At 67.4% G+C, this 22,920-nt stretch carries 23 protein-coding genes and 2 tRNA genes; 19 read left to right on the plus strand and 6 right to left on the minus strand.

Annotated features, from left to right (window positions below):
- Window positions 1-3: 3 nt before the first annotated feature.
- Entirely contained in the window at window positions 4-411 is a 408-nt protein-coding gene (locus AC5P60_RS07970; protein ID WP_033832942.1) for a hypothetical protein, read from the minus strand.
- Between the two features lie 350 nt (window positions 412-761).
- On the opposite strand from AC5P60_RS07970, the gene AC5P60_RS07975 reads away from it, so the two are divergent.
- The gene (locus AC5P60_RS07975) at window positions 762-1,055 is read left to right on the plus strand and encodes a hypothetical protein (RefSeq protein WP_049402653.1); all 294 of its coding nucleotides are present in this window, start codon (window positions 762-764) and stop codon (window positions 1,053-1,055) included.
- On the opposite strand, the gene AC5P60_RS07980 is transcribed toward AC5P60_RS07975, so the two are convergent.
- The 3 genes from AC5P60_RS07980 to AC5P60_RS07990 form a co-directional block, all read right to left on the minus strand.
- The gene (locus AC5P60_RS07980; RefSeq protein WP_005410336.1) at window positions 1,042-1,476 is read right to left on the minus strand and encodes a hypothetical protein; all 435 of its coding nucleotides are present in this window, start codon (window positions 1,474-1,476) and stop codon (window positions 1,042-1,044) included. The genes AC5P60_RS07975 and AC5P60_RS07980 overlap by 14 nt on opposite strands.
- Window positions 1,477-1,579: 103 nt before the next feature.
- The gene (locus AC5P60_RS07985) at window positions 1,580-2,386 is read right to left on the minus strand and encodes an amidohydrolase (protein WP_032966922.1); all 807 of its coding nucleotides are present in this window, start codon (window positions 2,384-2,386) and stop codon (window positions 1,580-1,582) included.
- A 13-nt stretch (window positions 2,387-2,399) separates the two neighbouring features.
- Window positions 2,400-3,548, minus strand: coding sequence for a pyridoxal phosphate-dependent aminotransferase (locus AC5P60_RS07990; RefSeq protein ID WP_049402652.1), 1,149 nt, complete (start codon window positions 3,546-3,548; stop codon window positions 2,400-2,402).
- Window positions 3,549-3,795: 247 nt separating this feature from the next.
- Between AC5P60_RS07990 and ccmA the strand changes: the two genes are divergently transcribed.
- The 11 genes from ccmA to AC5P60_RS08045 all read left to right on the plus strand — a co-directional run bounded on the left by ccmA (window position 3,796) and on the right by AC5P60_RS08045 (window position 12,104).
- A complete protein-coding gene (gene ccmA / locus AC5P60_RS07995; protein WP_407070841.1) occupies window positions 3,796-4,365 on the plus strand; it encodes a heme ABC exporter ATP-binding protein CcmA in 570 nt (189 codons plus the stop codon).
- Window positions 4,362-5,057, plus strand: a complete 696-nt coding sequence (gene ccmB / locus AC5P60_RS08000; RefSeq protein WP_005410340.1) for a heme exporter protein CcmB — start codon at window positions 4,362-4,364, stop codon at window positions 5,055-5,057. The genes ccmA and ccmB overlap by 4 nt, the downstream gene beginning before the upstream one ends.
- Before the next feature lie 43 nt (window positions 5,058-5,100).
- Window positions 5,101-5,871, plus strand: coding sequence for a heme ABC transporter permease CcmC (ccmC, locus tag AC5P60_RS08005; RefSeq protein WP_033832945.1), 771 nt, complete (start codon window positions 5,101-5,103; stop codon window positions 5,869-5,871).
- Window positions 5,868-6,056, plus strand: coding sequence for a heme exporter protein CcmD (locus AC5P60_RS08010; protein ID WP_483693326.1), 189 nt, complete (start codon window positions 5,868-5,870; stop codon window positions 6,054-6,056). Before ccmC ends, AC5P60_RS08010 begins: the two co-directional genes overlap by 4 nt.
- A complete protein-coding gene (gene ccmE / locus AC5P60_RS08015; protein WP_483693325.1) occupies window positions 6,053-6,514 on the plus strand; it encodes a cytochrome c maturation protein CcmE in 462 nt (153 codons plus the stop codon). Before AC5P60_RS08010 ends, ccmE begins: the two co-directional genes overlap by 4 nt.
- Window positions 6,515-8,434 carry a heme lyase CcmF/NrfE family subunit gene (locus AC5P60_RS08020; RefSeq protein ID WP_495201722.1) on the plus strand — a complete coding sequence of 640 codons (1,920 nt, stop codon included), beginning with the start codon at window positions 6,515-6,517 and terminating at the stop codon, window positions 8,432-8,434.
- Window positions 8,435-8,442: 8 nt separating this feature from the next.
- On the plus strand, window positions 8,443-9,060 hold the full coding sequence (locus tag AC5P60_RS08025; protein ID WP_005410345.1) for a DsbE family thiol:disulfide interchange protein: 618 nt from the start codon (window positions 8,443-8,445) through the stop codon (window positions 9,058-9,060).
- Window positions 9,061-9,064: 4 nt separating this feature from the next.
- The gene (locus tag AC5P60_RS08030) at window positions 9,065-9,514 is read left to right on the plus strand and encodes a cytochrome c-type biogenesis protein (protein ID WP_005413991.1); all 450 of its coding nucleotides are present in this window, start codon (window positions 9,065-9,067) and stop codon (window positions 9,512-9,514) included.
- A complete protein-coding gene (locus AC5P60_RS08035) occupies window positions 9,508-10,497 on the plus strand; it encodes a tetratricopeptide repeat protein (protein WP_483693323.1) in 990 nt (329 codons plus the stop codon). The genes AC5P60_RS08030 and AC5P60_RS08035 overlap by 7 nt, the downstream gene beginning before the upstream one ends.
- Window positions 10,498-10,647: 150 nt before the next feature.
- Window positions 10,648-11,760, plus strand: a complete 1,113-nt coding sequence (gene metX / locus AC5P60_RS08040) for a homoserine O-acetyltransferase MetX (protein WP_329772419.1) — start codon at window positions 10,648-10,650, stop codon at window positions 11,758-11,760.
- Window positions 11,760-12,104 carry a DUF1294 domain-containing protein gene (locus AC5P60_RS08045; protein ID WP_049402647.1) on the plus strand — a complete coding sequence of 115 codons (345 nt, stop codon included), beginning with the start codon at window positions 11,760-11,762 and terminating at the stop codon, window positions 12,102-12,104. The genes metX and AC5P60_RS08045 overlap by 1 nt, the downstream gene beginning before the upstream one ends.
- 92 nt (window positions 12,105-12,196) lie before the next feature.
- On the opposite strand, the gene cydC is transcribed toward AC5P60_RS08045, so the two are convergent.
- Both cydC and cydD read right to left on the minus strand, forming a co-directional pair.
- Window positions 12,197-13,870: a thiol reductant ABC exporter subunit CydC gene (cydC, locus tag AC5P60_RS08050; protein WP_049432744.1), complete on the minus strand. Its 1,674-nt coding sequence runs from the start codon at window positions 13,868-13,870 to the stop codon at window positions 12,197-12,199.
- Window positions 13,867-15,612 carry a thiol reductant ABC exporter subunit CydD gene (cydD, locus tag AC5P60_RS08055; protein ID WP_483693322.1) on the minus strand — a complete coding sequence of 582 codons (1,746 nt, stop codon included), beginning with the start codon at window positions 15,610-15,612 and terminating at the stop codon, window positions 13,867-13,869. Before cydD ends, cydC begins: the two co-directional genes overlap by 4 nt.
- A 228-nt stretch (window positions 15,613-15,840) precedes the next feature.
- On the opposite strand from cydD, the gene AC5P60_RS08060 reads away from it, so the two are divergent.
- The 7 genes from AC5P60_RS08060 to pgaA all read left to right on the plus strand — a co-directional run bounded on the left by AC5P60_RS08060 (window position 15,841) and on the right by pgaA (window position 22,919).
- Entirely contained in the window at window positions 15,841-17,430 is a 1,590-nt protein-coding gene (locus tag AC5P60_RS08060) for a cytochrome ubiquinol oxidase subunit I (RefSeq protein WP_005410352.1), read from the plus strand.
- A 15-nt stretch (window positions 17,431-17,445) separates the two neighbouring features.
- Window positions 17,446-18,597: a cytochrome d ubiquinol oxidase subunit II gene (cydB, locus tag AC5P60_RS08065; RefSeq protein WP_033832953.1), complete on the plus strand. Its 1,152-nt coding sequence runs from the start codon at window positions 17,446-17,448 to the stop codon at window positions 18,595-18,597.
- 58 nt (window positions 18,598-18,655) lie between these two features.
- Window positions 18,656-18,772, plus strand: a complete 117-nt coding sequence (gene cydX / locus AC5P60_RS08070; RefSeq protein ID WP_005410354.1) for a cytochrome bd-I oxidase subunit CydX — start codon at window positions 18,656-18,658, stop codon at window positions 18,770-18,772.
- 55 nt (window positions 18,773-18,827) lie between these two features.
- Window positions 18,828-18,904: transfer RNA gene (locus tag AC5P60_RS08075), tRNA-Pro, on the plus strand.
- A gap of 140 nt (window positions 18,905-19,044) precedes the next feature.
- A tRNA-Pro gene (locus AC5P60_RS08080) sits at window positions 19,045-19,121 on the plus strand.
- Window positions 19,122-19,341: 220 nt separating this feature from the next.
- Window positions 19,342-20,547, plus strand: coding sequence for a CynX/NimT family MFS transporter (locus AC5P60_RS08085; protein ID WP_033832954.1), 1,206 nt, complete (start codon window positions 19,342-19,344; stop codon window positions 20,545-20,547).
- 344 nt (window positions 20,548-20,891) lie between these two features.
- Complete coding sequence (gene pgaA, locus AC5P60_RS08090) at window positions 20,892-22,919, plus strand: poly-beta-1,6 N-acetyl-D-glucosamine export porin PgaA (RefSeq protein ID WP_483693321.1); 2,028 nt, start codon at window positions 20,892-20,894, stop codon at window positions 22,917-22,919.
- Window position 22,920: the final 1 nt, after the last annotated feature.

Raw genomic sequence — 22,920 nt, forward strand, 5'->3', positions numbered from 1 at the left:
CGACTACTGGACGTTGATCACTTCGTCCATCGGCGCCAGGAAGTTGCCGGCATTGTTGCGCGACGCCGAGATCACGTAGGTTCCAGGCGTTGCGATGGTCGCGGTGCAATGTCGGATCGGCGTGGTGTTGCCACCGTCGAGATTGTCATTGGTACGGCACAGGAACTGGCCATTGGCATACACCGAGAAATTACTCGTTCCATCCACCTGGCCGCCCCCTGTGATGTAGATTTCCGAGGGCGAGCCCGCCACACGCGGCAAGGTCCCAATCTCGAACCGGGACGTCACGGGATGCGGCAACAGCCTTGGACAGGACACGACGATTCCGCTGTCGGACAGGCAGACTTCGGCGTGGGCGATGGCGGGCGCGGCGATGAGGGCCACGAGCAGCACGGACGTTCTGAGCTCCATTCAGCGTCTCCTATGATCCCAGCAGAATCGCTGGGATGTCCCTGTTATTCACTGCAGGGTTACTGCGGGATCAAGGAAACGTTAATCGCTGCGCGCACACAGCCCCCGGATCACGGCGGGATCCCTTGTGGGCGGGGACATTGCACGCCTGCGCTGGGGCTGCCACCCATCCCTTCCTGATGACTTCACGTCGATGCAGGATGCCCACCATCGCGCAGCACATTTCGTGCCTGTCCCAATGTTCACACCCCGGGTTAGGAATTGCTGCAAACACGAGGTGTTGTGCACCACGCCCGGAATTCACATCCGGTTGCTGGCTATCGTCGCGCTCCCACACAAGGCAGATGCCCATGATCACCATCACCGCCGAACAGGCCCGCGCCAACGTCGATGCCGCCAAGCGCCCGATCGAACTGTTCTACCGCGATCTCGACAACGCTATCCAGATCGGCTCGGAAAATGGCCGCCGCTACATCGTGTTCGGCTTCAGCCAGGTGATGGCCAGCGAGCAGCTCGTCGAAGATGTGGTCGCACAGCTGCTGAAGAATGGTTTCGGTGTCGAACGGTTGTTGAGCGATTCCGAACAGCACTACATCCGCATCAGCTGGGGAACTGCCGCGCCGTCGCGCCTCAGCGCCGACTGAGGGTGAACGCGGTGCCGTCCACGCCCAGATCCCAGCCCTTGCCGGTACCGGACAGGGCCAGCGAGATGTCGCCCTTGGTCATCACCTGCGCGTTGCTGGACTTCACCGCACCGGCATGCGCGCCCACCGAGGCGTAAGTACCCAGCAGCTCGTTGACGCTGACTGCGCCGGTGAAGCTGCCACGTCCGTTGGTGATCTTCGACTTGCCCACGGTCAGGCCGCCGCCCTTCATCTGGATGCGCACCGGCATGCTGGCGCCATTGCTGCAGGTGACCGTGCCATTGCCGGATGCAGTCTTGTAGATCAGCGACCAGCCAGAGAGGTTGTAGCGCAGCTCGCAGTCGAGGTTGCCAGCGGCGTGCGCGGCCGGGGCCAGCGATGCGGCAGACAGGGCAAGCAGCAGGGCGAAGGGCTTGTTCATGGCAGGACTTCCAGTTCGGTCGGACTGCCGGCGAATCTAGCAGCGCGCGCGTGCACGTTGGATGCAGGCGCACGCGCTGGTGCAGCAGTGTTCAGGCCGTCGCTCAGGCCTGTTCGTCCAGGTGGAAGGCATCGGCATCGAGCATCGCCGGGAAACGCGCGCGGTGTGCGGCCAGCGCCTCGGCCGAGATGGTGGTGGTGACCACCTGTTCGCGTTCGCGGATTTCCACCTGCGGCTGGCCCAGGAAATCCAGCACCGCGCTGTCGCCTGCGTAGTGCAGCTGGTTGCCATCGACGCCGACGCGGTTCACCGCCGCCACGAAGCACAGGTTCTCGATCGCCCGCGCACGCAGCAGGGTCTTCCACGCATAGGCGCGCGCCGACGGCCAGTTGGCGACGAAGATCTGCAGGTCGAAATCCAGCTGCTGCGGACGCTCCACGTTGTAGCGGTTGCGGCAGAACACCGGGAAACGCAGGTCGTAGCAGACCTGCGGATTGATCCGCCAGCCCTTCCATTCCACGCTCAGGCGGTCGCGACCGGCGGCATAGCGCTCGTGCTCGCCGCCGTAACGGAACAGGTGGCGCTTGTCGTAGTACTGCAGGTCGCCATCGGGCGTGGCGAACAGCAGGCGGTTGTAGACGCCCTCGCCGTCGCGCAGCTGCACGCTGCCGATCACCGCCGCGTTCAAGGTCCTGGCCTGTTCGCGCACCCAGGCCACGGTCGGGCCGTCCATGCCTTCGGCCTGGGCAATGGCGTCGTTGGAGAAACCACTGGTGAAGGTCTCCGGCAGGATCACCAGGTCGGTGGTGCCGGCCAGCGGTGCCAGCAGCGCGCCGTAGTAGGCGCGGTTGCCGGCCGGATCGTGCCAGCGGGTGTCGCCCTGGACGAGGGAAATGCGCAGGTCCTGCATGTTCAAGCCTCGCTCAGAGCAGGCGCAGGCGTTCGATCGCCGCGTCCATCGTTGCTTCATTCTTGGCGAAGCACAGGCGCACCAGGCGCTGGCCGGCCGGCGGGTTTTCGTAGAACGGCGACAGCGGGATCGCGGTCACGCCCTTCTCGATGGTCAGCCACTTCACGAACTCATGGTCCGGCAGGTCGCTGATGGCCGAGTAGTCGACCAGCTGGAAGTAGCCGCCGGGGACCGGCAGCGCCTTCAGGCGGGTGCCGGCCAGCTGCTCGCGGAAACGGTCGCGCTTGGCCTGGTAAAACGCGCCCAGCTCCAGGTGGTGTTCGGGTTCGTCGCGGATCATCGCGGCGAAGCCATACTGCGCCGGGCCGAAGCTGGTGAAGGTGTTGTACTGGTGCACCTTGCGGAACTCGGCGGTCAGTGCCGGCGGTGCGATCGCATAGCCGATCTTCCAGCCGGTGCAGTGATAGGTCTTGCCGAAGCTGGAGATGACGAACGCGCGCTCGCGCAGTTCCGGGTAGCGCAGCGCCGATTCATGGCGGCGGCCGTCGTAGATGATGTGTTCGTACACCTCATCGGAGATCAGATAGATCTGCGTGCCACGCAGCAGCTCGGCCAGTGCCTGCATGTCCTGCGCCGACAGCATCGCGCCGGACGGGTTGTGCGGGGTGTTGACGATCAGCATGCGGGTGCGCGGGGTGATCGCCGCACGCACGCGGTCCCAGTCGACCGCGAAGGTCTGCGGATCCAGCGACACATGCACGGCCTTGGCACCGGCCAGGTCGATCGCCGGTTCATAGCAGTCATACGCCGGGTCGAGCACGATCACTTCCTCGCCGGCACGCACCACGGCGTGGATGGCGTTGAAGATGGCCTCGGTACCGCCACTGGTGACGGTGATCTCGCTGTCCGCATCGACCTGCGCGCCGTAGCAGTCCAGCGCCTTCTGCGCGATGGCCTGGCGCAGCGGCGCCACGCCGGTCATCGGCGGGTACTGGTTCAGCCCGGCGGCCATCGCCCTGGCGGTCTCGTCGATCAGGCGCTGCGGCGCCGAAAAGTCCGGGAAACCCTGGCCCAGGTTGACTGCGCCGTGTTCGGCGGCGAGCTGGGACATCACGGTGAAGATCGTGGTACCGACCTTGGGCAGCTTGGTGTTCAGTTGCATCGGCCTGGGCTGTGGGGGAACAGGCCTGCGAGTTTACGCAATCCGCGCGTCGGTAGTGCCGGCCGCTGGCCAGCACCCCTGGGACGATCTGCGACGCCGGGTCGCATCTGCCGGCCAGCGGCCGGCACTACCATCGGCATTCACCGCTACAATTGCCATCGCTCTCCGGCATGAAGACCCCTGCCCCTTGAACACCCCTGCATTGCTGGCCGCCAGCGGCCTGAGCTTCTCCCGCAATGACGAGCCGGTGTTCGGCCCGCTGGACTTCCATGTGGACGCCGGCGAAGCCCTGCTGGTGCAGGGCGGCAATGGCGCCGGCAAGACCACCCTGCTGCGCGTGCTGGCCGGCCTGGCCCGGCCCGGCGCCGGCCAGGTGCGGATCGATGGCAAGCCGGCGAGCAATGCCGAACGTGCACGCTACGTGGCCTACCTCAGCCATCTGCCGGCCCTGAAGCCAGACCTGGACACGCTGGAGAACCTGCACTTCCTGTGCGGCCTGCATGGACGGCGTGCGCGGCAGATGCCCGGCAACGCGCTGGCCATCGTGGGCCTGGCCGGTTATGAGGACACCCTCGTTCGGCATCTGTCCGCCGGGCAGAAGCGGCGGCTGGCACTGGCACGCATCTGGCTGTCGCCGGCGCCGCTGTGGCTGCTGGACGAACCCTATGCCAACCTCGACCTGGAGGGCATCACCCTGGTCAACCGGATGATCTCGGCGCACCTGCGTGCCGGCGGCGCTGCGCTGGTCACCACCCATGGCGCCTATGCCGCACCGCCGGTGCGTACCCGCCAGCTCGACCTCGGCGGTGCCGCATGATCGCGCCGGGTACCGAACCAGGCCTGTGGCAGACCGCAGGCGCCCTGCTCAAGCGCGACCTGCGCCTGCTCTGGCGCCGCCGCGGCGATGCGCTGCAACCACTGCTGTTCGCGGTGCTGGTAGTGGTGCTGTTCGCGCTGGCCCAAGGCCGCGAACCACAGCTGCTGGCCGCCACCGCCGGCGCGGTGCTGTGGCTGGCCGTGCTGCTGGCGGGACAGCTGTCGCTGGATTCACTGTTCCGTTCCGACGCCGAAGATGGCTCGCTGGAACAGTGGCTGCTGGCGCCGGTGCCGCTGGCCTGGCTGGTGCTGGTGCGCGTGCTCCTGCACTGGGCGACCACTGCGCTGCCGCTGATCGTGGTCAGCCCGCTGTTGGCCGAAATGCTGCATCTGCCGCATGACCAGCTGCCGATGTTGCTGGCATCGTTGCTGCTGGGAACGCCGTTGCTGAGCCTGATCGGTGGCGTGGTCGCCGCACTGACCGTTGGCATCCGACGCTCTGGTATTCTCGTGGCGCTGCTGTCGCTGCCGCTGTACGTGCCGGTGCTTGTGTTCGGCGCCGGCAGCCTGGCGGCAGCCGGACGCGGGCAGGATCCAGTCGGTGCGCTGCTGATGCTGGGCGCTGGCCTGCTGCTCGCGCTGGTGCTGGCGCCGCTGGCCACTGCCGCTGCAATACGTATTTCTCTGAGTTGACCGAGCTGAGAGCCAATCCACCCCTGCTGGATAGCCGCCACGCATGAATCCGATTGTCCGCTGGTTCCACCAACTCGGTTCGCCTCCCACGTTCGACCGTTTCGCTGCCCGCTGGTCGCGGGTGTTCTACCTCGCGGCGGTGCCGGTGCTGCTGGTCGGCATGTGGCAGGCGCTGCTGGTGGTGCCGCCGGAAGCCAAGCAGCTGGACAGCTTCCGCATCCTCTACATCCACGTGCCCAGTGCCTGGATGAGCCTGTTCGTGTTCGCGCTGATGGCGCTGTATGCCGCCATCGCGCTGATCTGGCGGATCAAGGTCTGCGAGATCCTGGCCATGGCCTGCGCGCCGATGGGCGCCGGCTTCACCCTGATCACCCTGCTGACCGGCAGCATCTGGGGCAAGGGCACCTGGGGCACCTGGTGGGACTGGGACCCGCGCATGACCAGCGAACTGGTACTGCTGTTCCTGTACCTGGGCGTGATCGGCCTGTACCACGCCATCGAGGACCGCCGCAGCGCCGCGCGCGCCGCTGGCCTGCTGGCCATTGTAGGTGTCAGCCTGCTGCCGGTGATCCGCTATTCGGTGGACTGGTGGGGTGGCCTGCACCAGCGCCAGTCGATCAACGTGTTCGGTGAATCGGCAATCAGCAGCGCGATGATCGCGCCGCTGTGGTGGATGGTGATCGGCACCAAGTTCTGGTTCGCCGGTTCGGTGCTGGCCAAGGCCCGCGCCGACAATCTCGACCGCGAGGCCGGCAAGGCCTGGGTCGGCGGCCGTGTCGATGCCGCGCGCGCCTCACGGGAGGCCCAGCCATGACCCACCTGCCCTATGTGATCGGCGCCTACGCCGTATTCGTGCTGGTACTCAGCGCCGATGCCCTCGGTTCGTGGCTGCGCCTGCGCGTGGCACGCCGGCTGGCGCTGACCCGCCAGCAGCGGCAGCAGACCCGCGCCGGCAGGCGGGACGCAGCTGCGCCGCTGTCGACGGAGCTGGAACGATGACCCCGGTACAGCGTCGCCGCTTGGCATGGGTGCTGCTGGCCCTGCTCGCCTCCGGGCTGGCCACTGCGCTGGTGGCGATGGCACTGGAGCGCAACATCGCCTATCTGTACACGCCTTCGGAAGTGCTGCGCGGTGATGTCGATGCGCAGTCGCGCTTCCGCTTGGGCGGCATGGTGGTGAAGGGCTCCTTCAATCGGCCGGTCGGCTCGCTGGAAGCACGTTTCGAAGTGACCGACGGCGACGTGCAGCTGGCAGTGACCACCTCGCGGATCCTGCCAGACATGTTCGCCGAAGGCACGGCGGTGGTCGCCAGCGGCCGCCTGCAGGACGGCACCTTCGTCGCCGACGAAGTGCTGGCCAAGCACGATGAGAAGTACGTGCCGAAGGAAGTGGCCGACAAGATGGGCGATGCCCACCGCAAGCACGATGTGCCGGTGACGGCCCCCGAGGTGCGCTGAGTGCTGCCCGAACTGGGTCAGATCCTGCTGATGTGCGCATTGCTGGCCTCGCTGCTGCAGGCCTGCCTGCCGCTGGTCGGCGCACATCGCAACAACACGTCATGGATGGCGGTGGCACGGCCAGCCGCGTTCGCGCAGCTGCTGCTGCTCGCCGGCGCGTTCGCGGTGCTGACCGCCGCGTTCGTGCAGCAGGATTTCTCAGTGCGCTACGTGGCCGAGAACTCCAATTCGCTGCTGCCGATGATCTACCGCTATTCGGCGGTCTGGGGCGCGCATGAAGGCTCACTGCTGATGTGGGCGCTGGTGCTGGCATTGTGGACCGGCGCGGTGGCGCTGTTCTCCCGGCACCTACCGGCACCGGTGCAGGCGCGCGTACTGGCGGTGATGGGCATCGTCAGCGTCGGCTTCCTCGCCTTCCTGATCTTCACTTCCAACCCGTTCCTGCGCCTGAACCCGGCGCCGCTGGAAGGGCGCGATCTCAACCCACTGCTGCAGGACCCGGGGCTGATCATCCATCCACCGATGCTGTACATCGGTTACGTGGGTTTTGCCGTTCCGTTCGCATTCGCGGTGGCGGCGCTGCTGGAAGGTCGCGTGGATGCGCGCTGGCTGCGCTGGACGCGACCCTGGACCAACGTCGCCTGGGGCTTCCTGACCCTGGGCATCGCGCTGGGCAGCTGGTGGGCCTACTACGAGCTGGGCTGGGGTGGCTGGTGGTTCTGGGACCCGGTGGAGAACGCCAGCTTCATGCCATGGCTGGTCGGTGCGGCACTGATCCATTCGCAGGCCGTCACTGAGAAGCGCGGCACGTTCGGCAGTTGGACCCTGCTGCTGGCGATCGCGGCCTTCGCGCTGTCGCTGCTGGGCACCTTCCTGGTGCGCTCCGGTGTGCTGACCAGCGTGCATTCGTTCGCCGCCGATCCCTCGCGTGGCCTGTTCATCCTGGTGTTCCTGTCGGTGCTGGTCGGTGGCAGCCTGCTGCTGTACGCGCTGCGCGCCAGCCAGCTGAGCGTGGACGCCGACGACCCGCGCCGTGGCTTCACCGCCACCTCGCGCGAGACCCTGCTGCTGGCCAACAACCTGCTGCTGGCCACGGCCTGCGCGATGGTGCTGCTCGGCACGCTGTATCCGTTGCTGGCCGATGCGCTGTCGCTGGGCAAGATCTCGGTCGGCCCGCCCTACTTCGGCAGCCTGTTCCTGCTGCTGATGGCGCCAATGATCCTGCTGCTGCCGTTCGGCCCGCTGGTGAAATGGCAGCGTGACCAGCCCTCGCGCGCCTTCGCGCTGCTGGCACCGTGGCTGGGCCTGGCGCTGCTGCTGGGCGCGCTGGCCTGGTGGCAGGCGCCGCAGAACGGCTGGAAGGCCGGCATCGGCGTGGCTGCTGCGGCCTGGGTCGCACTCGGTACCGCACGCTTCGTCTGGCAGCGACTGCGCGGCAACGGCCGCTTCACCGCCGAAATGCTCGGCATGATCGTTGCCCACGCCGGCATCGCCGTGTTCCTGGCCGGCGCGCTGCTTGTGGAAGCCTTGAACGTGCAGCGCGAAGTGGCGCTGGCCCCGGGCCAGCAGCTGGTGGTCGGTCGCTACGAAGTGCGCTTCGAGGGCGTGGACCATCGCGAAGGCCCCAATTTCATCGCCGACCGCGGTCACCTGCGGGTGTTCCGCGACGGCCGCGAACTGGCCCTGCTGCACCCGGAGAAGCGCCAGTACGCCAGCGGCGGCCAGGTGATGACCGAGGCCGGCATCGATGCACGCTTCGACGGCGATGTCTACGTGGCATTGGGCGAGCCGCTGGGCAACAATGCATGGGCGGTACGGGTGCACATCAAGCCGTTCGTGCGCTGGATCTGGCTGGGCGCGCTGCTGATGGCCCTGGGCGGATTCATCGCCGCCGCCGACCGCCGTTTCCGTCGTCCGTAGGAGTTTCCATGTCCGAGTCCCCCGCCCCGCGCCCCTCCCGCCCGCTGCCGCCGGTAGCCATCGTGATCGGCGTGCTGTTCTTCTTCGGCCTGCTCGGGCTGATGATCTACGGGGTTATGAAATCGGGTGATCCGCAGCGCGACGTGCTGCCATCGGCGCTGATCGACAAGCCGGCGCCAGCATTCGCGCTGCCGGTGCTGCACGACCCGGAAATGATCGTGCACAGCGACGAACTGCGTGGCGCGCCGTACCTGTTGAACGTGTGGGGCAGCTGGTGCGCGGCCTGCCGCGAGGAGCACCCGGTGCTGACCCGTTTCGCCGAGAGCAAGCGCGTGCGTGTGATCGGCTACAACTGGAAGGATGAACCGACCGATGCCCTGCACTGGCTGGAACAGCTGGGCAACCCGTTCATGGTCGTGCTCAGCGACGTGGAAGGCCGCACTGCGATCGACTGGGGCGTGACCGCCGCACCGGAAACCTTCCTTGTCGACGGCAGCGGCATCGTGCGGTGGAAGTACAGCGGTGCGATGACCCAGCGCGTGGTCGACGAGAAGCTGATCCCGGCGCTGGAGAAGATCGAGAAGGCCCAGGGCAATGCCGGCAGCACGTTGCACACGGCGCCCTGAGCCCATGCGCTGGCTGCTGGCGCTGCTGCTCCTGATGCTGCCGCTGGCCGCGCTGGCACAGCAGCCGCTGCATGATCCGCAGCCGCTGCAGTTCCGCGATGGCGCCGAAGAACGCCGCTTCCACGACCTGGCCGCGCAGCTGCGCTGCGTGCAGTGCCAGAACCAGTCGCTGGCCGATTCCAACGCGCAGATCGCGCAGGACCTGCGCCGCGAGGTGCTGCAGCTGATGCAGCAGGGCCACGACGACGCGCAGATCAAGCAGTTCCTGGTCGCGCGCTACGGTGAGTTCGTGCTCTATCAGCCACCGTTGCAGCCGGGCACCTGGCTGCTGTGGGGCGGTCCCCTGCTGATGCTCGGTGCGGGTGCTCTGGTGGTGCTGGGCATCGTCCGCCGCCGTGGCCGTACGGTTGGCGCCGCAGCGGCCGGCAAGGCCGATGAAGGAGACGGATGGTGAGCCATTGGCTGCCGATGCTGGCCGGTCTGGTTGCTGCGTTGATGGCAGTGCTGGTGCTGTGGCCGCTGCGCCACTCTGGCCGCCGCGGCTTCGTGGTCGGCGTACTCGCACTGGGCGTGGCCGGTGCCTGCCTGTACCTGCTGGTCGGTGATCCGCGTGCAGCACAGGTGCAACCGACGCCTTCGGTAGCCACCCTGCGCGATGGCGTGCAGGCCCTGCAGGATGCACTGAAGCGTGACCCACAGCGGGCCGATGGCTGGGCGCTGCTGGGCCGGTCGCAAGCCGAACTGGGCAATGCCGCAGGCGCGGCGGACGCGTTCGCGCGGGCCGCCACTCTCGCCCCGGAAGACCCCGCCGTGCTGGTGGAAGCGGCGCAGGCACGTGCGCAGGCCGACGCCGGCAAGCAGTTCGATGACACCGCGATGGCCTGGTTGCAGCAGGCGCGTGCACAGGCACCCGATGCCGAGCGTGCCAGCTGGCTGCTGGGGATCGCCCTGCGCCAGCGCGGAAAGAATGCCGAGGCCGCAGATGTGTGGAGCGGCCTGCTGCCACGGCTTGAGCTCGGCGCCGCGCAGGCGCTGCAGGCGCAGATCGCCATCGCCCGTGAAGCCGCCGGTCAGCCGTCCGATGCAGCCGTTGCGGCGCCACCGGCGCTGTTGCAGGTGCGCGTGCAGTTGCCTGCGTTGAAGGGCACCGAGTGGCCGGCCAGCACCCAGGTATTCGTGCTGGCCCGCGCTGTGGGTGGACCGCCGATGCCGGTGGCCGCACGCAAGCTGCCCTTGGCCGGAGTCCCGGCCACGGTCGGGCTGGGTGACGCTGACAGCCCGATGCCAACCGCACCGCTGTCGGCCCATCGCGAAGTGGAAGTGCTGGCACGCATCTCGCGCACCGGCAGCGCCAACCGCAGCGAGGATGACCTGCAGAGCGTGCCGGTGAAGGTGAGCCTGCCCCACGACGGTGTTGTGGAGCTGCGCTTCCCGTAACGCGCCGCCCGGTAGTGCGGGCCGCTGGCCGGCAACCTCATGAATCGTGATGTGCCTGCATTGTTGCCGGCCAGCGGCCGGCACTACCTGCATCGCCGATGGAAACCAGCGTGTCGCCAGCTCCACATGCGGCCCCGCTAGAATGCCTGCATGACCGAATTCATCCCGCCCGGCACCCGCTTCCACGCCCTGCCCTCGCCCTTCCCGTTCAAGCGCGGCAGCGCCCTGCACAGCGCGCGCGTGGCCTATGAGACCTGGGGAACACTGGCGGCCGACGCCAGCAACGCGATCCTGATCGTGACCGGCCTCTCGCCGGATGCACACGCGGCAGCCAACGACGCCAACCCGGCAGCGGGCTGGTGGGAAGGCATGGTCGGACCCGGCAAGGCGATCGATACCGACCGCTGGTTCGTGGTCTGCGTGAACTCGTTGGGCAGCTGCAAGGGCTCGACCGGTCCGGCCTCGCTCAACCCGGCCACCGGCCAACCGTATCGTCTCGACTTCCCCGAGCTGTCGATCGAAGACGGCGCGCGCGCCGCGATCGAAGTCGTGCACGCCCTGGGCATCGAACAGCTGGCCTGCGTGGTCGGCAATTCGATGGGCGGCATGACCGCGTTGGCCGTGCTGATGCTGCACCCGGGCATTGCGCGCAGCCACGTCAACATTTCCGGCAGTGCGCAGGCGCTGCCGTTCTCCATCGCGATCCGCTCACTGCAGCGCGAGGCGATCCGCCTTGATCCACGCTGGAATGGCGGCCACTACGACGACGACGCATATCCCGAGTCCGGCATGCGCATGGCGCGCAAGCTGGGCGTGATCACCTACCGTTCGGCACTGGAATGGGATGGCCGCTTTGGCCGCGTGCGGCTGGATTCGGACCAGACCGACGACGATCCGTTCGGCCTCGAATTCCAGGTGGAAAGTTACCTGGAAGGCCACGCACGGCGCTTCGTGCGTTTCTTCGACCCCAACTGCTATCTGTACCTGAGCCGCTCGATGGACTGGTTCGACCTGGCCGAGTACGCCGATGGCGATGTGCTGGCTGGGCTGGCGAAGATCCGGGTGGAGAAGGCGCTGGCCATCGGCGCCAACACCGACATCCTGTTCCCGGTGCAGCAGCAGCAACAGGTCGCCGATGGCCTGCGTGCCGGAGGCGCCGACGCCCATTTCATCGGATTGGAGTCACCGCAGGGTCACGACGCCTTCCTGGTCGACTTCGATCGTTTCGGCCCCGCCGTGCGCGGCTTCCTCGACGCGCTGTAGTGGCTTGGCGGCGCAACCTGGCGCTCGCCGCGTTCGGCGCGTTGATCGCGCTGATGGTCAGCGGTGTGCTGCCGCTGTGGCTGGGTGGCTGGTGCATGCTGGCCAGCGCGGTGTCGTTCGCGCTGTACGGCCAGGACAAGCGCGCGGCGCAGCGAAAGCAATGGCGCATTCCCGAACGCACCCTGCAACTGCTGGCCTTTGCCGGTGGCTGGCCGGGCGCGCTGCTGGGCCAGGCGCTGTTCCGACACAAGCACCGCAAGGCCGCATTCCAGGGGGTGTTCTGGTTGTGCGTGCTGGCCAACGTGGCCTCGATCGCGGTGATGCTGCGCGAGTTCTCGCGGTAACCCTCGCAATCGGTAGTGCCGGCCGCTGGCCGGCAATTCCGTGTCCGTATCAAGCGCCATGAGGTTGCCGGCCAGCGGCCGGCACTACCGGTTCACGCTTCGCGTACCAGAGCCCCGTCGCGCAACCGGTACTGCGCATCAACCACGCCTTCGGGCAGGTCGTCGTGGGTGATCATCAACAGGCTGCGCCCGTCCAGCAAACCGGAAAGGTCCTGCAGCAGCGCGCGTGCGGTATCCACGTCGAGGCCTTCGGTCGGTTCGTCCAGCAACAGGATCGGCGCATTGCGCAGCAGTGCACGGGCCAACGCCAACCGCCGCGCCTGCCCGGCCGACATCGTCGCGCCGTTCTCGCCCACCCAGGCCTGCAGGCCGCCGTTGCGCTCGGCCCATTCGCCCAGGCGCACGCGGCGCAGCACCGCCCACAACGCGGCGTCGCTGGCATCGGGATCACCCAACCGCAGGTTCTCGGCCACGCTGCCGGCAAACACCGGCGCGTTCTGCGGCAGCCACGCCAGTTGCCGGTGCCAGTCGGCCTGGGCGAAATCACGCAGGTCGCGGCCACCGTAGGTCAGCCGTCCCTGCTGCGGATCCCACAACCGCAGCAGCAGGCTCGACAGCGTGGTCTTGCCGCTGCCGCTGTCTCCACGGATGGCGATGCGTTCGCCTGGCGCCAGGGTCAGCTGCAGGCCGGACAACACCGGCCGCGCGCCGCCTGGCCATTGGAAATGCACGTCATCCCAATGCACGCGCGCAGCCGGCGGCACCACCTGTGGCGCCTGCGGATCGTCCACCGTCGGCGGTTGCTCGACGATCGCCTGCAGGCGATCGGCGGCAATGCGCCCGGACTGCAGCGACTGCCAGGCCAGGCCCATGCCGGCCCACAGCTCGACCAGCGCCACGGTGAGGAACACCAAACCTGCGGCCATTTCCGGTGCGATGCGCTGCTGCTCGGCCGCGTGCAGGGCCAACGCCAGCATCGCCACCAGGCCCAGCCCCGCCACCAGGCCGTGCAGGGTCGAGGCCGCGATCAGGCGCCAGCGGCGGCGGCGGTCACGCGAGGCCAGCTGCTTGGCTGCCACGCGCACCTTCAGCTGCCACGCTGCATCGGCATGCAGCGCGGCCAGGTCACCCGCACCTTCCAGCCCTTCGAATGCGGCGGTACGCAATGCGGCACGATGCGCGGCACGGTCGGCCTCTTCGTCGTCATGGCCACGCACGCCCAGCCACGGCACGCCGAAGGCGATCAGCAGCGCCAGCACCGCCAGCAGCACCGCAGCCGACGGCAGGATCAGTGCTGCCGAAACGATCGCGACCAGCGACAATCCGCCCAACGCCACCAGCGGCCCGATCGCACGCACCAGCAGGCCGTCCACTTCACCAATGTCGCCGAGCAGGCGCGCCAGAAGGTCGCCGGTGCGCGTAGCCCCCAGCCGTGCGGGTGCCAGCGGCAACGCGCGGCGGAAGAACCACACGCGCAGGTCCCGGGCGATGCGCAGCGTGGCGTCGTGGCCGACCAGCTTCTCGAAGTAGCGCGACACGATGCGCGCCATCGTCAGCCCGCGTATACCCGCGGACGGTGAGAAGAAGTTGAAGCCTTGGCCGAGGCCGGCCGCCCCAGCCAACGCGGCGGCGGTGAGGAAGCCACCGGACAGGCCAAGCAATGCGGTGCCGGCCAGCATGGTGGTCCACAGCAGCAGCACGGTCAGCAGCAGGCGCGGCCGATGGCGCAGGAACACCGCGCGCAGCGAATCAGGCGAACGGCTCATGCGCGCACCGCCTGTGCCGGTTCGACCAGGCGCCCTTCCGGCAGCAGCAGGCAGCGGTCGGCCCAGGCGATCACCGCCGGGCTGTGGGTGGCGACCACCACACTGCGACCCCGCGCATAGGCAGCCAGGCTGCGCAGCAGTGCGGCCTCGGTATCGACGTCGAGAAACGCGGTGGGTTCGTCCAGCAGCAGGACCTGCGGGTCGCGCAGCAACAACCGGGCCAGGCCGATACGACGGGCTTCGCCGCCGGACAGGCCGAAGCCACGTTCGCCGATCACCGTGTCCAGGCCCTGTGGCAGGCGCTGCGCGAACTGCAGCACCTGCGCGGCCTCGGCCACCGCACGAAGACGGGCATCGCTGGCACCCGGATCGGCCAGCCGCAGGTTGTCGGCAATGCTGCCGTGGAACAGGTAGGGGCGCTGGCTGGCATAGGCCACCTGCACACCGGGACGCAGCTGCAGCTTGCCGGCGCGCGGCGGCAGCCAGCCGGCCAGCGCTTCCAGCAGAGTGCTTTTACCGGAACCGCTGGGACCAACCAGGGCCAGGCGCTGGCCCGGCTCCAGCCGCAGGTCCAGATCCTGCAGCACATCCTGCGGCGCGCCCAGCGGGCGCAGCACCAGCCCTTGTGCCTGCAGCGGCGGCAAGGCGGCCTCGGCCGGCTCCACCGCCAGCGGTGCAACCTCGTTCTCGACCAGGCCCTGCTCATCGGGCAGCGACTGCAGCAGGCGCTCCACTTCGGCGGCGGCGGCCAGTGCATTGGCGCGATCATGGTAGTGCGCGGCCAGCCGTCGCAGCGGCGCATAGAATTCCGGTGCCAGCAGCAGGCAGAACAGCCCCGCACCCAGCGTCGGCACCGCTGCATGCAGCGACATCATGCCCAGATAGCTCAGGCCCAGGTACAGCGCCACCATCGCCACGCTCACCGAGGCGAAGAATTCCAGCACCGTGGACGACAGGAAGGCAATCCGCAGCACCTTCAGCGTGCGCACGCGCACGCCTTCAGCGGCAGCCTCGATACCCTCCAGCTCGGCGTCAGCGCGGCCATACAGGCGTAGCAGGCCCAGGCCCTTGATGCGGTCGGCGAAATGGCCGCTCATGCGTGCCAGCTCATCCAGCTGCGCACGGCCGGCCGCTTCGGCGCCCCAGCCCACCAGCATCATGAAGAACGGCACCAGTGGCGCGGTGAACAGCAGGATCAGCGCCACCACCCAGTCCACCCAGGTCACCGCGGCCAGGATCAGCAGCGGCACCACCACCACTTCAGTGCGCACCGGCAGGAAGCCGCTGTAATAGCTCTCGATCGCATCACCGTGATGCAGCATCAGTTCGCCCAGTTCGCCGGTGCGGCGCTGCCGCAGCCACAGTGGGCCGTGGCCCAGCAGGCGTGCGAACACGCGTTCGCGCAATGCCAGGCGTGCGGCGTCGGCCACGTCACCGGCGGCGGCCTGGGTGGCGCTGCCCAGCAGGGTGCGCAGCACCAGGATCACCGCCAATCCCGCCAGCACCGGCAGGCCAGAGGCCAGCGGCACGCGCTCCACCAGCACCTGCTGCACCACCCAGGCGATGGCGGCAGCCTGGCCGATCAACAGTGCGCCGGACAGGCTGATGCACAGCGCGGCCAGGCGCTGGCGGCCCCGGGCGGAGCGTGCCAGGTCGGCCAGCCAGGCCGTGCGCACACGCCGCTGGCGGGCGGTTTCAGCTTCCGGGGACAGGCCGTCAGGGGTCGTTTCGGCAGCGCTCAAGAGGTCTTCACGGGCAACGGGGGAGACACGGCATTGTAGGCGCAGGCAATAGCCCGCCCCTGCGGCCGGCGGTCGCAGTCTTCATCAGGTTGGCATACGATCAACCGGGGCACCTGTTCATACATTGATCTGGATCAAGGCTGTTTGAAGTAGTCGGTCACATCATTCACGTCGTAGACCACCCTTCCCGCCACCTGCAACGGCACTATCCAACGAGGTAGCCAGGCCATGATTGATCAGACAGTCGTAGAACTGTCGCGGCTGCAATTCGCGCTGACCGCGATGTACCACTTCCTATTCGTACCGCTCACCCTCGGCCTGTCCTTCATGGTGGCCATCATGGAGAGCGTGTATGTGATGACCGGCAAGGAGATCTGGCGCAGGATGACCCTGTTCTGGGGCGTCCTGTTCGGCATCAACTTCGCCATGGGCGTTGCCACCGGCATCGTCATGGAATTCCAGTTCGGCATGAACTGGTCCTACTACAGCCACTACGTGGGTGACATCTTCGGTGCGCCACTGGCCATCGAAGGCCTGATGGCGTTCTTCCTGGAAGCGACCTTCGTCGGCCTGTTCTTCTTCGGCTGGAACCGCCTGAGCAAGGTCAAGCACCTGATGGTGACCTGGCTGATGGCGCTGGGGACCAACCTGTCGGCGATCTGGATCCTGGTGGCCAATGGCTGGATGCAGAACCCGACCGGTGCGGTGTTCAACCCGGAAACCATGCGCATGGAAGTGGTCGACTTCATGGCGGTGGTGTTCAACCCGGTGGCGCAGGCCAAGTTCGTGCACACCGTCAGCGCCGGCTACGTGACCGGTGCGGTGTTCGTGATGGCGATCAGCGCGCTGTTCCTACTGCGCAACAAGCACAAGGACCTGGCCCGTCGTTCGTTTGCGGTGGCCGCGGCGTTCGGCCTGCTGTCATCGCTGTCGGTGGTCGTGCTGGGTGACGAGAGCGGTTACGCCGCCAGCGAACACCAGAAGATGAAGCTGGCCGCGATCGAAGCGATGTGGGAGACCGAGCGTGCGCCGGCCGACTTCACCGCCTTCGGCATCCCGAACCAGGAGACCCACCAGAACGACTACGCGGTGAAGATCCCCTACCTGATGGGCCTGATCGCCACCCGCTCGTTGAACCAGCCGATTCCCGGCATCCTGGAACTGGTCGAGCGCGCCGAACACCGCGTGCGTGGCGGCCAGCTGGCCTACGGTGCATTGGAACGCCTGCGCGCCAACAAGAACGACGTTGAAGCGCGCGAGATGTTCGACCGTCACTGGCAGGACCTGGGCCACGGCCTGCTGCTCAAGCGCTATCGCGATGACATCCTCAACGCCACCCCGCAGGAAATCTCGCAGGCGGCGATGGATACGGTGCCGCGCGTGATGCCGTTGTTCTGGACCTTCCGCGTGATGGCCGGCCTCGGCTTCTACCTCATCGCTTTCTTCGCCCTGGCCTTCTACTACTCCTGCCGCAACAATTTCCAGGACAAGCGCTGGTTCCTCAAGCTGGCCCTGTGGACGCTGCCGGCACCGTGGATCGCGATCGAGTGCGGCTGGTTCGTGGCCGAGTATGGTCGCCAGCCGTGGGCGGTCGATGGCGTGCTGCCGACCTTCTATGCAGCATCGGGGCTGGCCCTGCATGAAATCGTGCTGACCCTGGCCGGCTTCACTGCCATCTACACCGCGCTGATCGTGGTCGAGATCAAGCTGATGCTCAAGGCGATCCGCAAGGGTCCGGACGAGGTGCTGCCGTCACTGCAGTCGCCCCAGCCGCATGCTTCCCACAATGCCTCGGCGCCGGCCGCCGGCCAGGCCTGAGGCAGGAGAACCAAGATGGATTTCATTCTTCTGGACTACACCACGCTGCGCGTGATCTGGTGGCTGCTGCTCGGCATCCTGCTGATCGGTTTCGCCGTGATGGATGGTTTCGACCTGGGCGTGGGCACCCTGCTGCCCTTCGTCGCCCGCAACGACGCTGAGCGCCGGCTGGTGATCAATACCATCGGTCCGGTATGGGAAGGCAACCAGGTGTGGCTGATCCTGGGCGGCGGCGCGATCTTCGCCGCATGGCCGCCGCTCTACGCGGTCAGCTTCTCCGGGTTCTACCTGGCGATGTTCGTGATCCTGTTCGCGCTGATCCTGCGACCGGTCGGCTTCAAGTTCCGCAGCAAGATGCCCAGCGAGCGCTGGCGCAACACCTGGGACTGGGCGCTGTTCATCGGTGGCTTCATCCCGGCGCTGATCATGGGCGTGGCGGTGGGCAACGTGGTGCTGGGCGTGCCGTTCCACTTCGATGACAGCATGCGCATCTTCTACACCGGCTCGTTCTTCGGCCTGCTGATGCCCTTCGCGCTGCTGGCCGGCCTGCTCAGCGTGTCGATGCTGGTCGCCCACGGTGCCGCCATGCTGGTGCTGAAGACCGACGGCCCGGTGGCCGAACGTGCGGCCCGTTTCGGCAGCATCGCCGCGATCATCGCCTTCGTGCTGTTCGCGGTGGGCGGTGCCTGGGTGGCCTTCGGCCTGCCGGGTTACCAGATCACCTCGCAGGTGGTCACCGACGGCGCCACCAATCCGCTGCTGAAGACCGCCGAACTCGGCGCCGCCGGTGGCTGGATGCGCAACTACAGCGCCATGCCGGCCACGATCCTGGCGCCGCTGCTGGGCCTGGCCGGCCTGCTGGCCAGTGCGGTACTGCTGCGGGCCCGTCGCGGCGGCTCGGCCTTCATCGCCTCGGGGGCCGCCATCGCCGGCATCATCCTGACCGTCGGCTTTGCGATCTTCCCGTTCCTGCTGCCGTCCTCGAGCCAGCCCACCTCCAGCCTGACCGTGTGGGACGCCTCGTCCAGCCACCTGACCCTGTGGATCATGCTGCTGGCCACGGCGGTGTTCCTGCCGATCATCCTCGCCTACACCACCTGGGTGTACCGCGTGCTGAAGGGCAAGACCACCACCGAAGAGATGGGCAACAACCCGAACGCGTACTGATTGCTTGCACGTGTGCCGACCAACGGTCGGCACCTACCCGGAATGAAGGAGACTGATCATGTGGTATTTCGCCTGGATTCTCGGTGCCGGCCTCGCCTCGACGGTGGCCATCCTCAACGGCATGTGGTTCGAAGCCCGCGAGCAGAACCGCATCGAGAAGGAAAATCGTCGCTGAGCTGTAAAAAAGCCTTGCCGCCTTGGCCTTCACACGGTATCTTAGGCGGCTCCTTCGGGGTGTAGCTCAGTCTGGTAGAGCGCTACGTTCGGGACGTAGAGGTCGCAGGTTCGAATCCTGTCTCCCCGACCACTCACGTGGTCGCATTGAAGCCTGGTGAAGTCGTCCAGGCTTTTTTGTTCCCTGAAGTGGCACTGCTTCGGCAGTGTGAAGAAAACAGCATTCCCCCCTTGCCGCCATCGGGGTGAATCGCTAGAATAGGCGGTTCCCTTCGGGGTGTAGCTCAGTCTGGTAGAGCGCTACGTTCGGGACGTAGAGGTCGCAGGTTCGAATCCTGTCTCCCCGACCACTTCGGTGGTCACCAAGAAGCCTGGAAGACATCACTGTCCTCCGGGTTTTTTTGTATCAGGCACCTGGCCGCCCGCATGACGGGACCTTGCCGGAGCCCGCACGTACAATGGCCGCGCTGCCGGCCCGCCAGCAGCCCTCCCCCACCTGCCGCTTCGGCGTAGACCGATGCCGGCGCTGCATGCCACTGCCCCGGCGTGCGACACCTGCAAGGACCACCGATGAGTTCCTCCACTTCCGATTCGCCGTCGCTGCTGCACGGCCGCGTCCTCGCATTCGCCGCGATCCTGCTGGCAGCGATCAACCTGCGCACCGCGGTCACCTCGATCACCCCGCTGCTGGACGTGCTCGGCCAGCAGTTCGGTTTCGGTACCACCATGACCGGCGTGCTGGGCATGCTGCCGACCGCGTCGTTCGCACTGTTCGGCGTGGCCACGCCGGCGCTGGCGCGGCGCCTGGGCCTGGAGCGCACCACGCTGCTGGCGATGGTGATGGCGATGGCCGGCCTGCTGCTGCGTTCCAGCGCCGGCAACGTCGGCACGCTGCTGTTGGGTTCGGTGGTGGCACTGGCCGGCATGGGCATCGGCAACGTGGTGGTGCCGCCGCTGGTGAAGCGCTATTTCGCCAACAAGGTCGGCACCATGAGCACGCTCTACATCAGCGTGCTGCAGCTGGGCACAATGCTGCCGGCGCTGCTGGCGGTGCCGGTGGCCAACGCCGCAGGCTGGCGCGTGTCGCTGGGCATGTGGGCACTGCTGGCACTGGCCGCAGCATTGCCGTGGCTGGTTCTGGCCAGGCGCGCACCGAAGCCGCAGGCAGATGCCACCGACCCGGCCGCACAGCCGCATGGGAAAGTCTGGCGCACCTCACTGGGCTGGAGCATGACGCTGATGTTCGGCATGACTTCGCTGATGACCTATTCGATGTTCACCTGGCTGCCACGCATCGTGGTCGAGGCCGGCGGCACACCGGCCTTTGGTGGCGTGATGGTGGCGGTGTTCTCGGCGCTCGGGCTGCTGCCGTCGCTGGTCATTCCGTCCATGGCAGTTCGCATGCAGAACCCGTTCCCGCTGGTGCTGATCGGTTTCTTCTCGTTCGTGATCGCCTTCACCGGCCTGCTGCTGGCACCGATGAAGGCCCCCCTGCTGTGGGCGTGCCTGCTCGGCGTCGGTCCATCCACCTTCCCGCTGGCGCTGACCCTGATCAACCTGCGCACGCGCACCCCCACCGGCTCGGCGGCACTGTCCGGCTTCATGCAGGGCGTGGGTTACAGCTTCAGCTGCCTGGGGCCGTTCCTGGTCGGCTGGCTGCATACGGTCAGCAACGGCTGGACGCTCCCGTTCAGCTTCCTGTTCGGCTGCGCCACCCTGATGCTGTGCGCCTCCTGGGTGGCCTGCAAGCCGCGCAAGCTGGAAGACCTCTGGTAAGCCGCGCAGGGCCTCGCAACCGGCCCTACCTACCGCTCGTCAGCCCGTCTGCGCATTTTGACACCGGGCTGACAATTCCGGGCGGATAGTGCCCACGAATGCCCATCCTTGCCGCGTGCCGGCATCGGGCATGGGGGCGGCAGCGCCGCCCAGGCCGCCATTCGGTGTGCGGGGGACTCTCGTTTCAGACAAGACATTGCAGGTCGCTGTCCGGGTTTGTATCCGTCCTTGCTGGACGGGAATGCACGAAGGGAGTGACGCGGGCCACGGCCACGCCAAAAGCTGGCATGTGATGTGCGTCACATTTCTCAGGTTGTCTGGTTCGGAAGCCAAGGGGGTCCCCAATGGTTGTCCACCGCCGGCTGGCGCTCTGCGTCGGCCTTGCCTGTACCGCCCTGGCCTGGGCCAGCAGCGCTGCCCCGTCTGACCGCGAGGCGGCCCTGGCCGAGATCGGCCGTTACCGCGACCAGGCCCGCTGGCTGGATGCCCTCGGCGCGATCGAGCGCGCCAGCCAAGAGCAACCCAGCGACGACCTGCTGTTCAAGCTGCGCGTACTGACCCTGGGCGACATCGGCAACGCCTGGCGCGCCTGGGAGCTGTACCAGCAGCGCCCGCAGCTGTTCGACGCTGCACAGAAGCAGCGCATCGAAGGCGACTACCTGGCCAAGCTGGTGGTCTGGAGCCTGGCCTACAGCAGCAGCGAAGACAGCCGCCTGGAAGAAGCCGAATCGACCCTGGCGCGCATGCAGCGCTACCTGGGCAGCGAAGGCACCCCGCCCGCGCAGGCGCCGCTTCGCGTCCGCATGGACCGGCTGATCCTGCTCAACCGGCTGGGCCGCCATGCGCAGGTGCGCGAGGAAGCCCGCGCACTGCAGGCCGAAGGCCATGCCCTGCCCGACTATGTGCTGCCTGCGGTCGGCGATTCGCTGATGGGCACCCTGCATCCGGAAGAAGCCATACCGGTGCTGCAGGCGGCAGTGGCCGGCGACCCGACACGCGATGCCTCGCATTCGGAACTGGCCTATGCCTACCTGGAGAGCGAGCAGCAGGAAAAGGCGATCGACCTGCTGCAGGCCTGGCGTGACAAGGAGCCGGCGTGGCGCTGGAGCAACGGCAAGTCACCGTACGCGAACTGGTCACGTTACGAGGCCGACCTGAATCTGGCGATGGTACGCGCCTACAGCGGCGACCTGCGCACCGCACAGCACGACCTGGAGTCGATGGTCGACATCGCACCGGGCAACGGCGGCCTGCAGAGCGCGCTGGGCAGCGTGTACATGATGCGCGGATGGCCACGCATGGCACTGCAGCGCCAGCAGATGGCACATGCGCTGGACCCCCGCGACATCGAGCCGCGGCTGGGCATGGAGGAGGCCTACGTCGCCCTGCAGCGCGATGACCTGGCAAGGCCACTGCACGACGATCTTGTCGCACGCTACCCGACCCAACCCGCCGTCGAACGCATGGACCAGGCCTGGCGGGCGCATCGCGGTTGGCAGCTGAAGGCATGGACCGACATTGGTCGCAGCTCCGGCGGTGGCGGCACCTCGCCGCTGGGCAACAACGACCGTCACTACGGGGTCGAAGTGCAGACACCGGTACTCGACGACCGCTGGCGGTTGTTCGCCTTCGCCGACAGGCGCTCGGTCGACTTCCAGGACCAGCGCATCGACCCGCTGTGGCTGGGCGCGGGCGTACGCTACCGCTTTGGCCAGCTGGATGCGGAAGCGGCGGTACTGCGCGCCAACGACCACATTGGCGATACCGGCCTGCGCATCGGCGTGGGTTGGCAGTTCAACGATTACTGGCATGCCGGGCTGGTGGCCGCACGCAATGACCCGGAAGCCTCGATGCAGGCGCGCGTGGCGGGCATCAGCGCTGACAGCGTGAGCGCGCAGGTCGACTACCGGCGCAGCGAGCTGACCCACTGGATGTTCGGCGCCAGCCGCTTCCGCTACGACGACGGCAACCACCGCGAGCTGTTCAGCACCAGCATCGAACAGCGCCTGCTGACCCGCCCGCGCTGGTTGATCGACGGCCTGGCCAGTGCCTACACCAGCCGGGGCAGCCGCGACGACGCGCCCTACTTCAACCCGAAGCGCGACCGCATGGTCGAGATCGGGCTGCGCATCGACCAGCAGCTGTGGCGGCACTACGAGCGCCACTTCCGGCACCGCCTGACGGTCTCGCTGGGTGACTACTGGCAGGACGGCTTCGGCAGCGCTCTGGTCCCTTCGGTGTCCTACATGCACGAATGGCAGCTGGGCCAGGGCCGCGTGTTCGAGTACGGCGTGCGCTGGTCGCAGCCGGTCTACGACGGCCACCGCGAGCGTCATATCGGCTTCGAAGCCGCACTGCGCTGGGGAGAGTGAC

The sequence above is a fragment of the Stenotrophomonas sp. YJH_SMC_120 genome (assembly GCF_059368675.1).

Coding starts and splice junctions, on each gene's coding strand:
- AC5P60_RS07970 (WP_033832942.1), bottom strand. CDS start 411: ATGGAGCTCAGAACGTCCGTGCTGCTCGTGGCCCTCATCGCCGCGCCC.
- AC5P60_RS07975 (WP_049402653.1), top strand. CDS start 762: ATGATCACCATCACCGCCGAACAGGCCCGCGCCAACGTCGATGCCGCC.
- AC5P60_RS07980 (WP_005410336.1), bottom strand. CDS start 1,476: ATGAACAAGCCCTTCGCCCTGCTGCTTGCCCTGTCTGCCGCATCGCTG.
- AC5P60_RS07985 (WP_032966922.1), bottom strand. CDS start 2,386: ATGCAGGACCTGCGCATTTCCCTCGTCCAGGGCGACACCCGCTGGCAC.
- AC5P60_RS07990 (WP_049402652.1), bottom strand. CDS start 3,548: ATGCAACTGAACACCAAGCTGCCCAAGGTCGGTACCACGATCTTCACC.
- ccmB (WP_005410340.1), top strand. CDS start 4,362: ATGATCGCGCCGGGTACCGAACCAGGCCTGTGGCAGACCGCAGGCGCC.
- ccmC (WP_033832945.1), top strand. CDS start 5,101: ATGAATCCGATTGTCCGCTGGTTCCACCAACTCGGTTCGCCTCCCACG.
- AC5P60_RS08010 (WP_483693326.1), top strand. CDS start 5,868: ATGACCCACCTGCCCTATGTGATCGGCGCCTACGCCGTATTCGTGCTG.
- ccmE (WP_483693325.1), top strand. CDS start 6,053: ATGACCCCGGTACAGCGTCGCCGCTTGGCATGGGTGCTGCTGGCCCTG.
- AC5P60_RS08025 (WP_005410345.1), top strand. CDS start 8,443: ATGTCCGAGTCCCCCGCCCCGCGCCCCTCCCGCCCGCTGCCGCCGGTA.
- AC5P60_RS08030 (WP_005413991.1), top strand. CDS start 9,065: ATGCGCTGGCTGCTGGCGCTGCTGCTCCTGATGCTGCCGCTGGCCGCG.
- AC5P60_RS08035 (WP_483693323.1), top strand. CDS start 9,508: ATGGTGAGCCATTGGCTGCCGATGCTGGCCGGTCTGGTTGCTGCGTTG.
- metX (WP_329772419.1), top strand. CDS start 10,648: ATGACCGAATTCATCCCGCCCGGCACCCGCTTCCACGCCCTGCCCTCG.
- cydC (WP_049432744.1), bottom strand. CDS start 13,870: ATGAGCCGTTCGCCTGATTCGCTGCGCGCGGTGTTCCTGCGCCATCGG.
- AC5P60_RS08060 (WP_005410352.1), top strand. CDS start 15,841: ATGATTGATCAGACAGTCGTAGAACTGTCGCGGCTGCAATTCGCGCTG.
- cydB (WP_033832953.1), top strand. CDS start 17,446: ATGGATTTCATTCTTCTGGACTACACCACGCTGCGCGTGATCTGGTGG.
- cydX (WP_005410354.1), top strand. CDS start 18,656: ATGTGGTATTTCGCCTGGATTCTCGGTGCCGGCCTCGCCTCGACGGTG.
- AC5P60_RS08085 (WP_033832954.1), top strand. CDS start 19,342: ATGAGTTCCTCCACTTCCGATTCGCCGTCGCTGCTGCACGGCCGCGTC.
- pgaA (WP_483693321.1), top strand. CDS start 20,892: ATGGTTGTCCACCGCCGGCTGGCGCTCTGCGTCGGCCTTGCCTGTACC.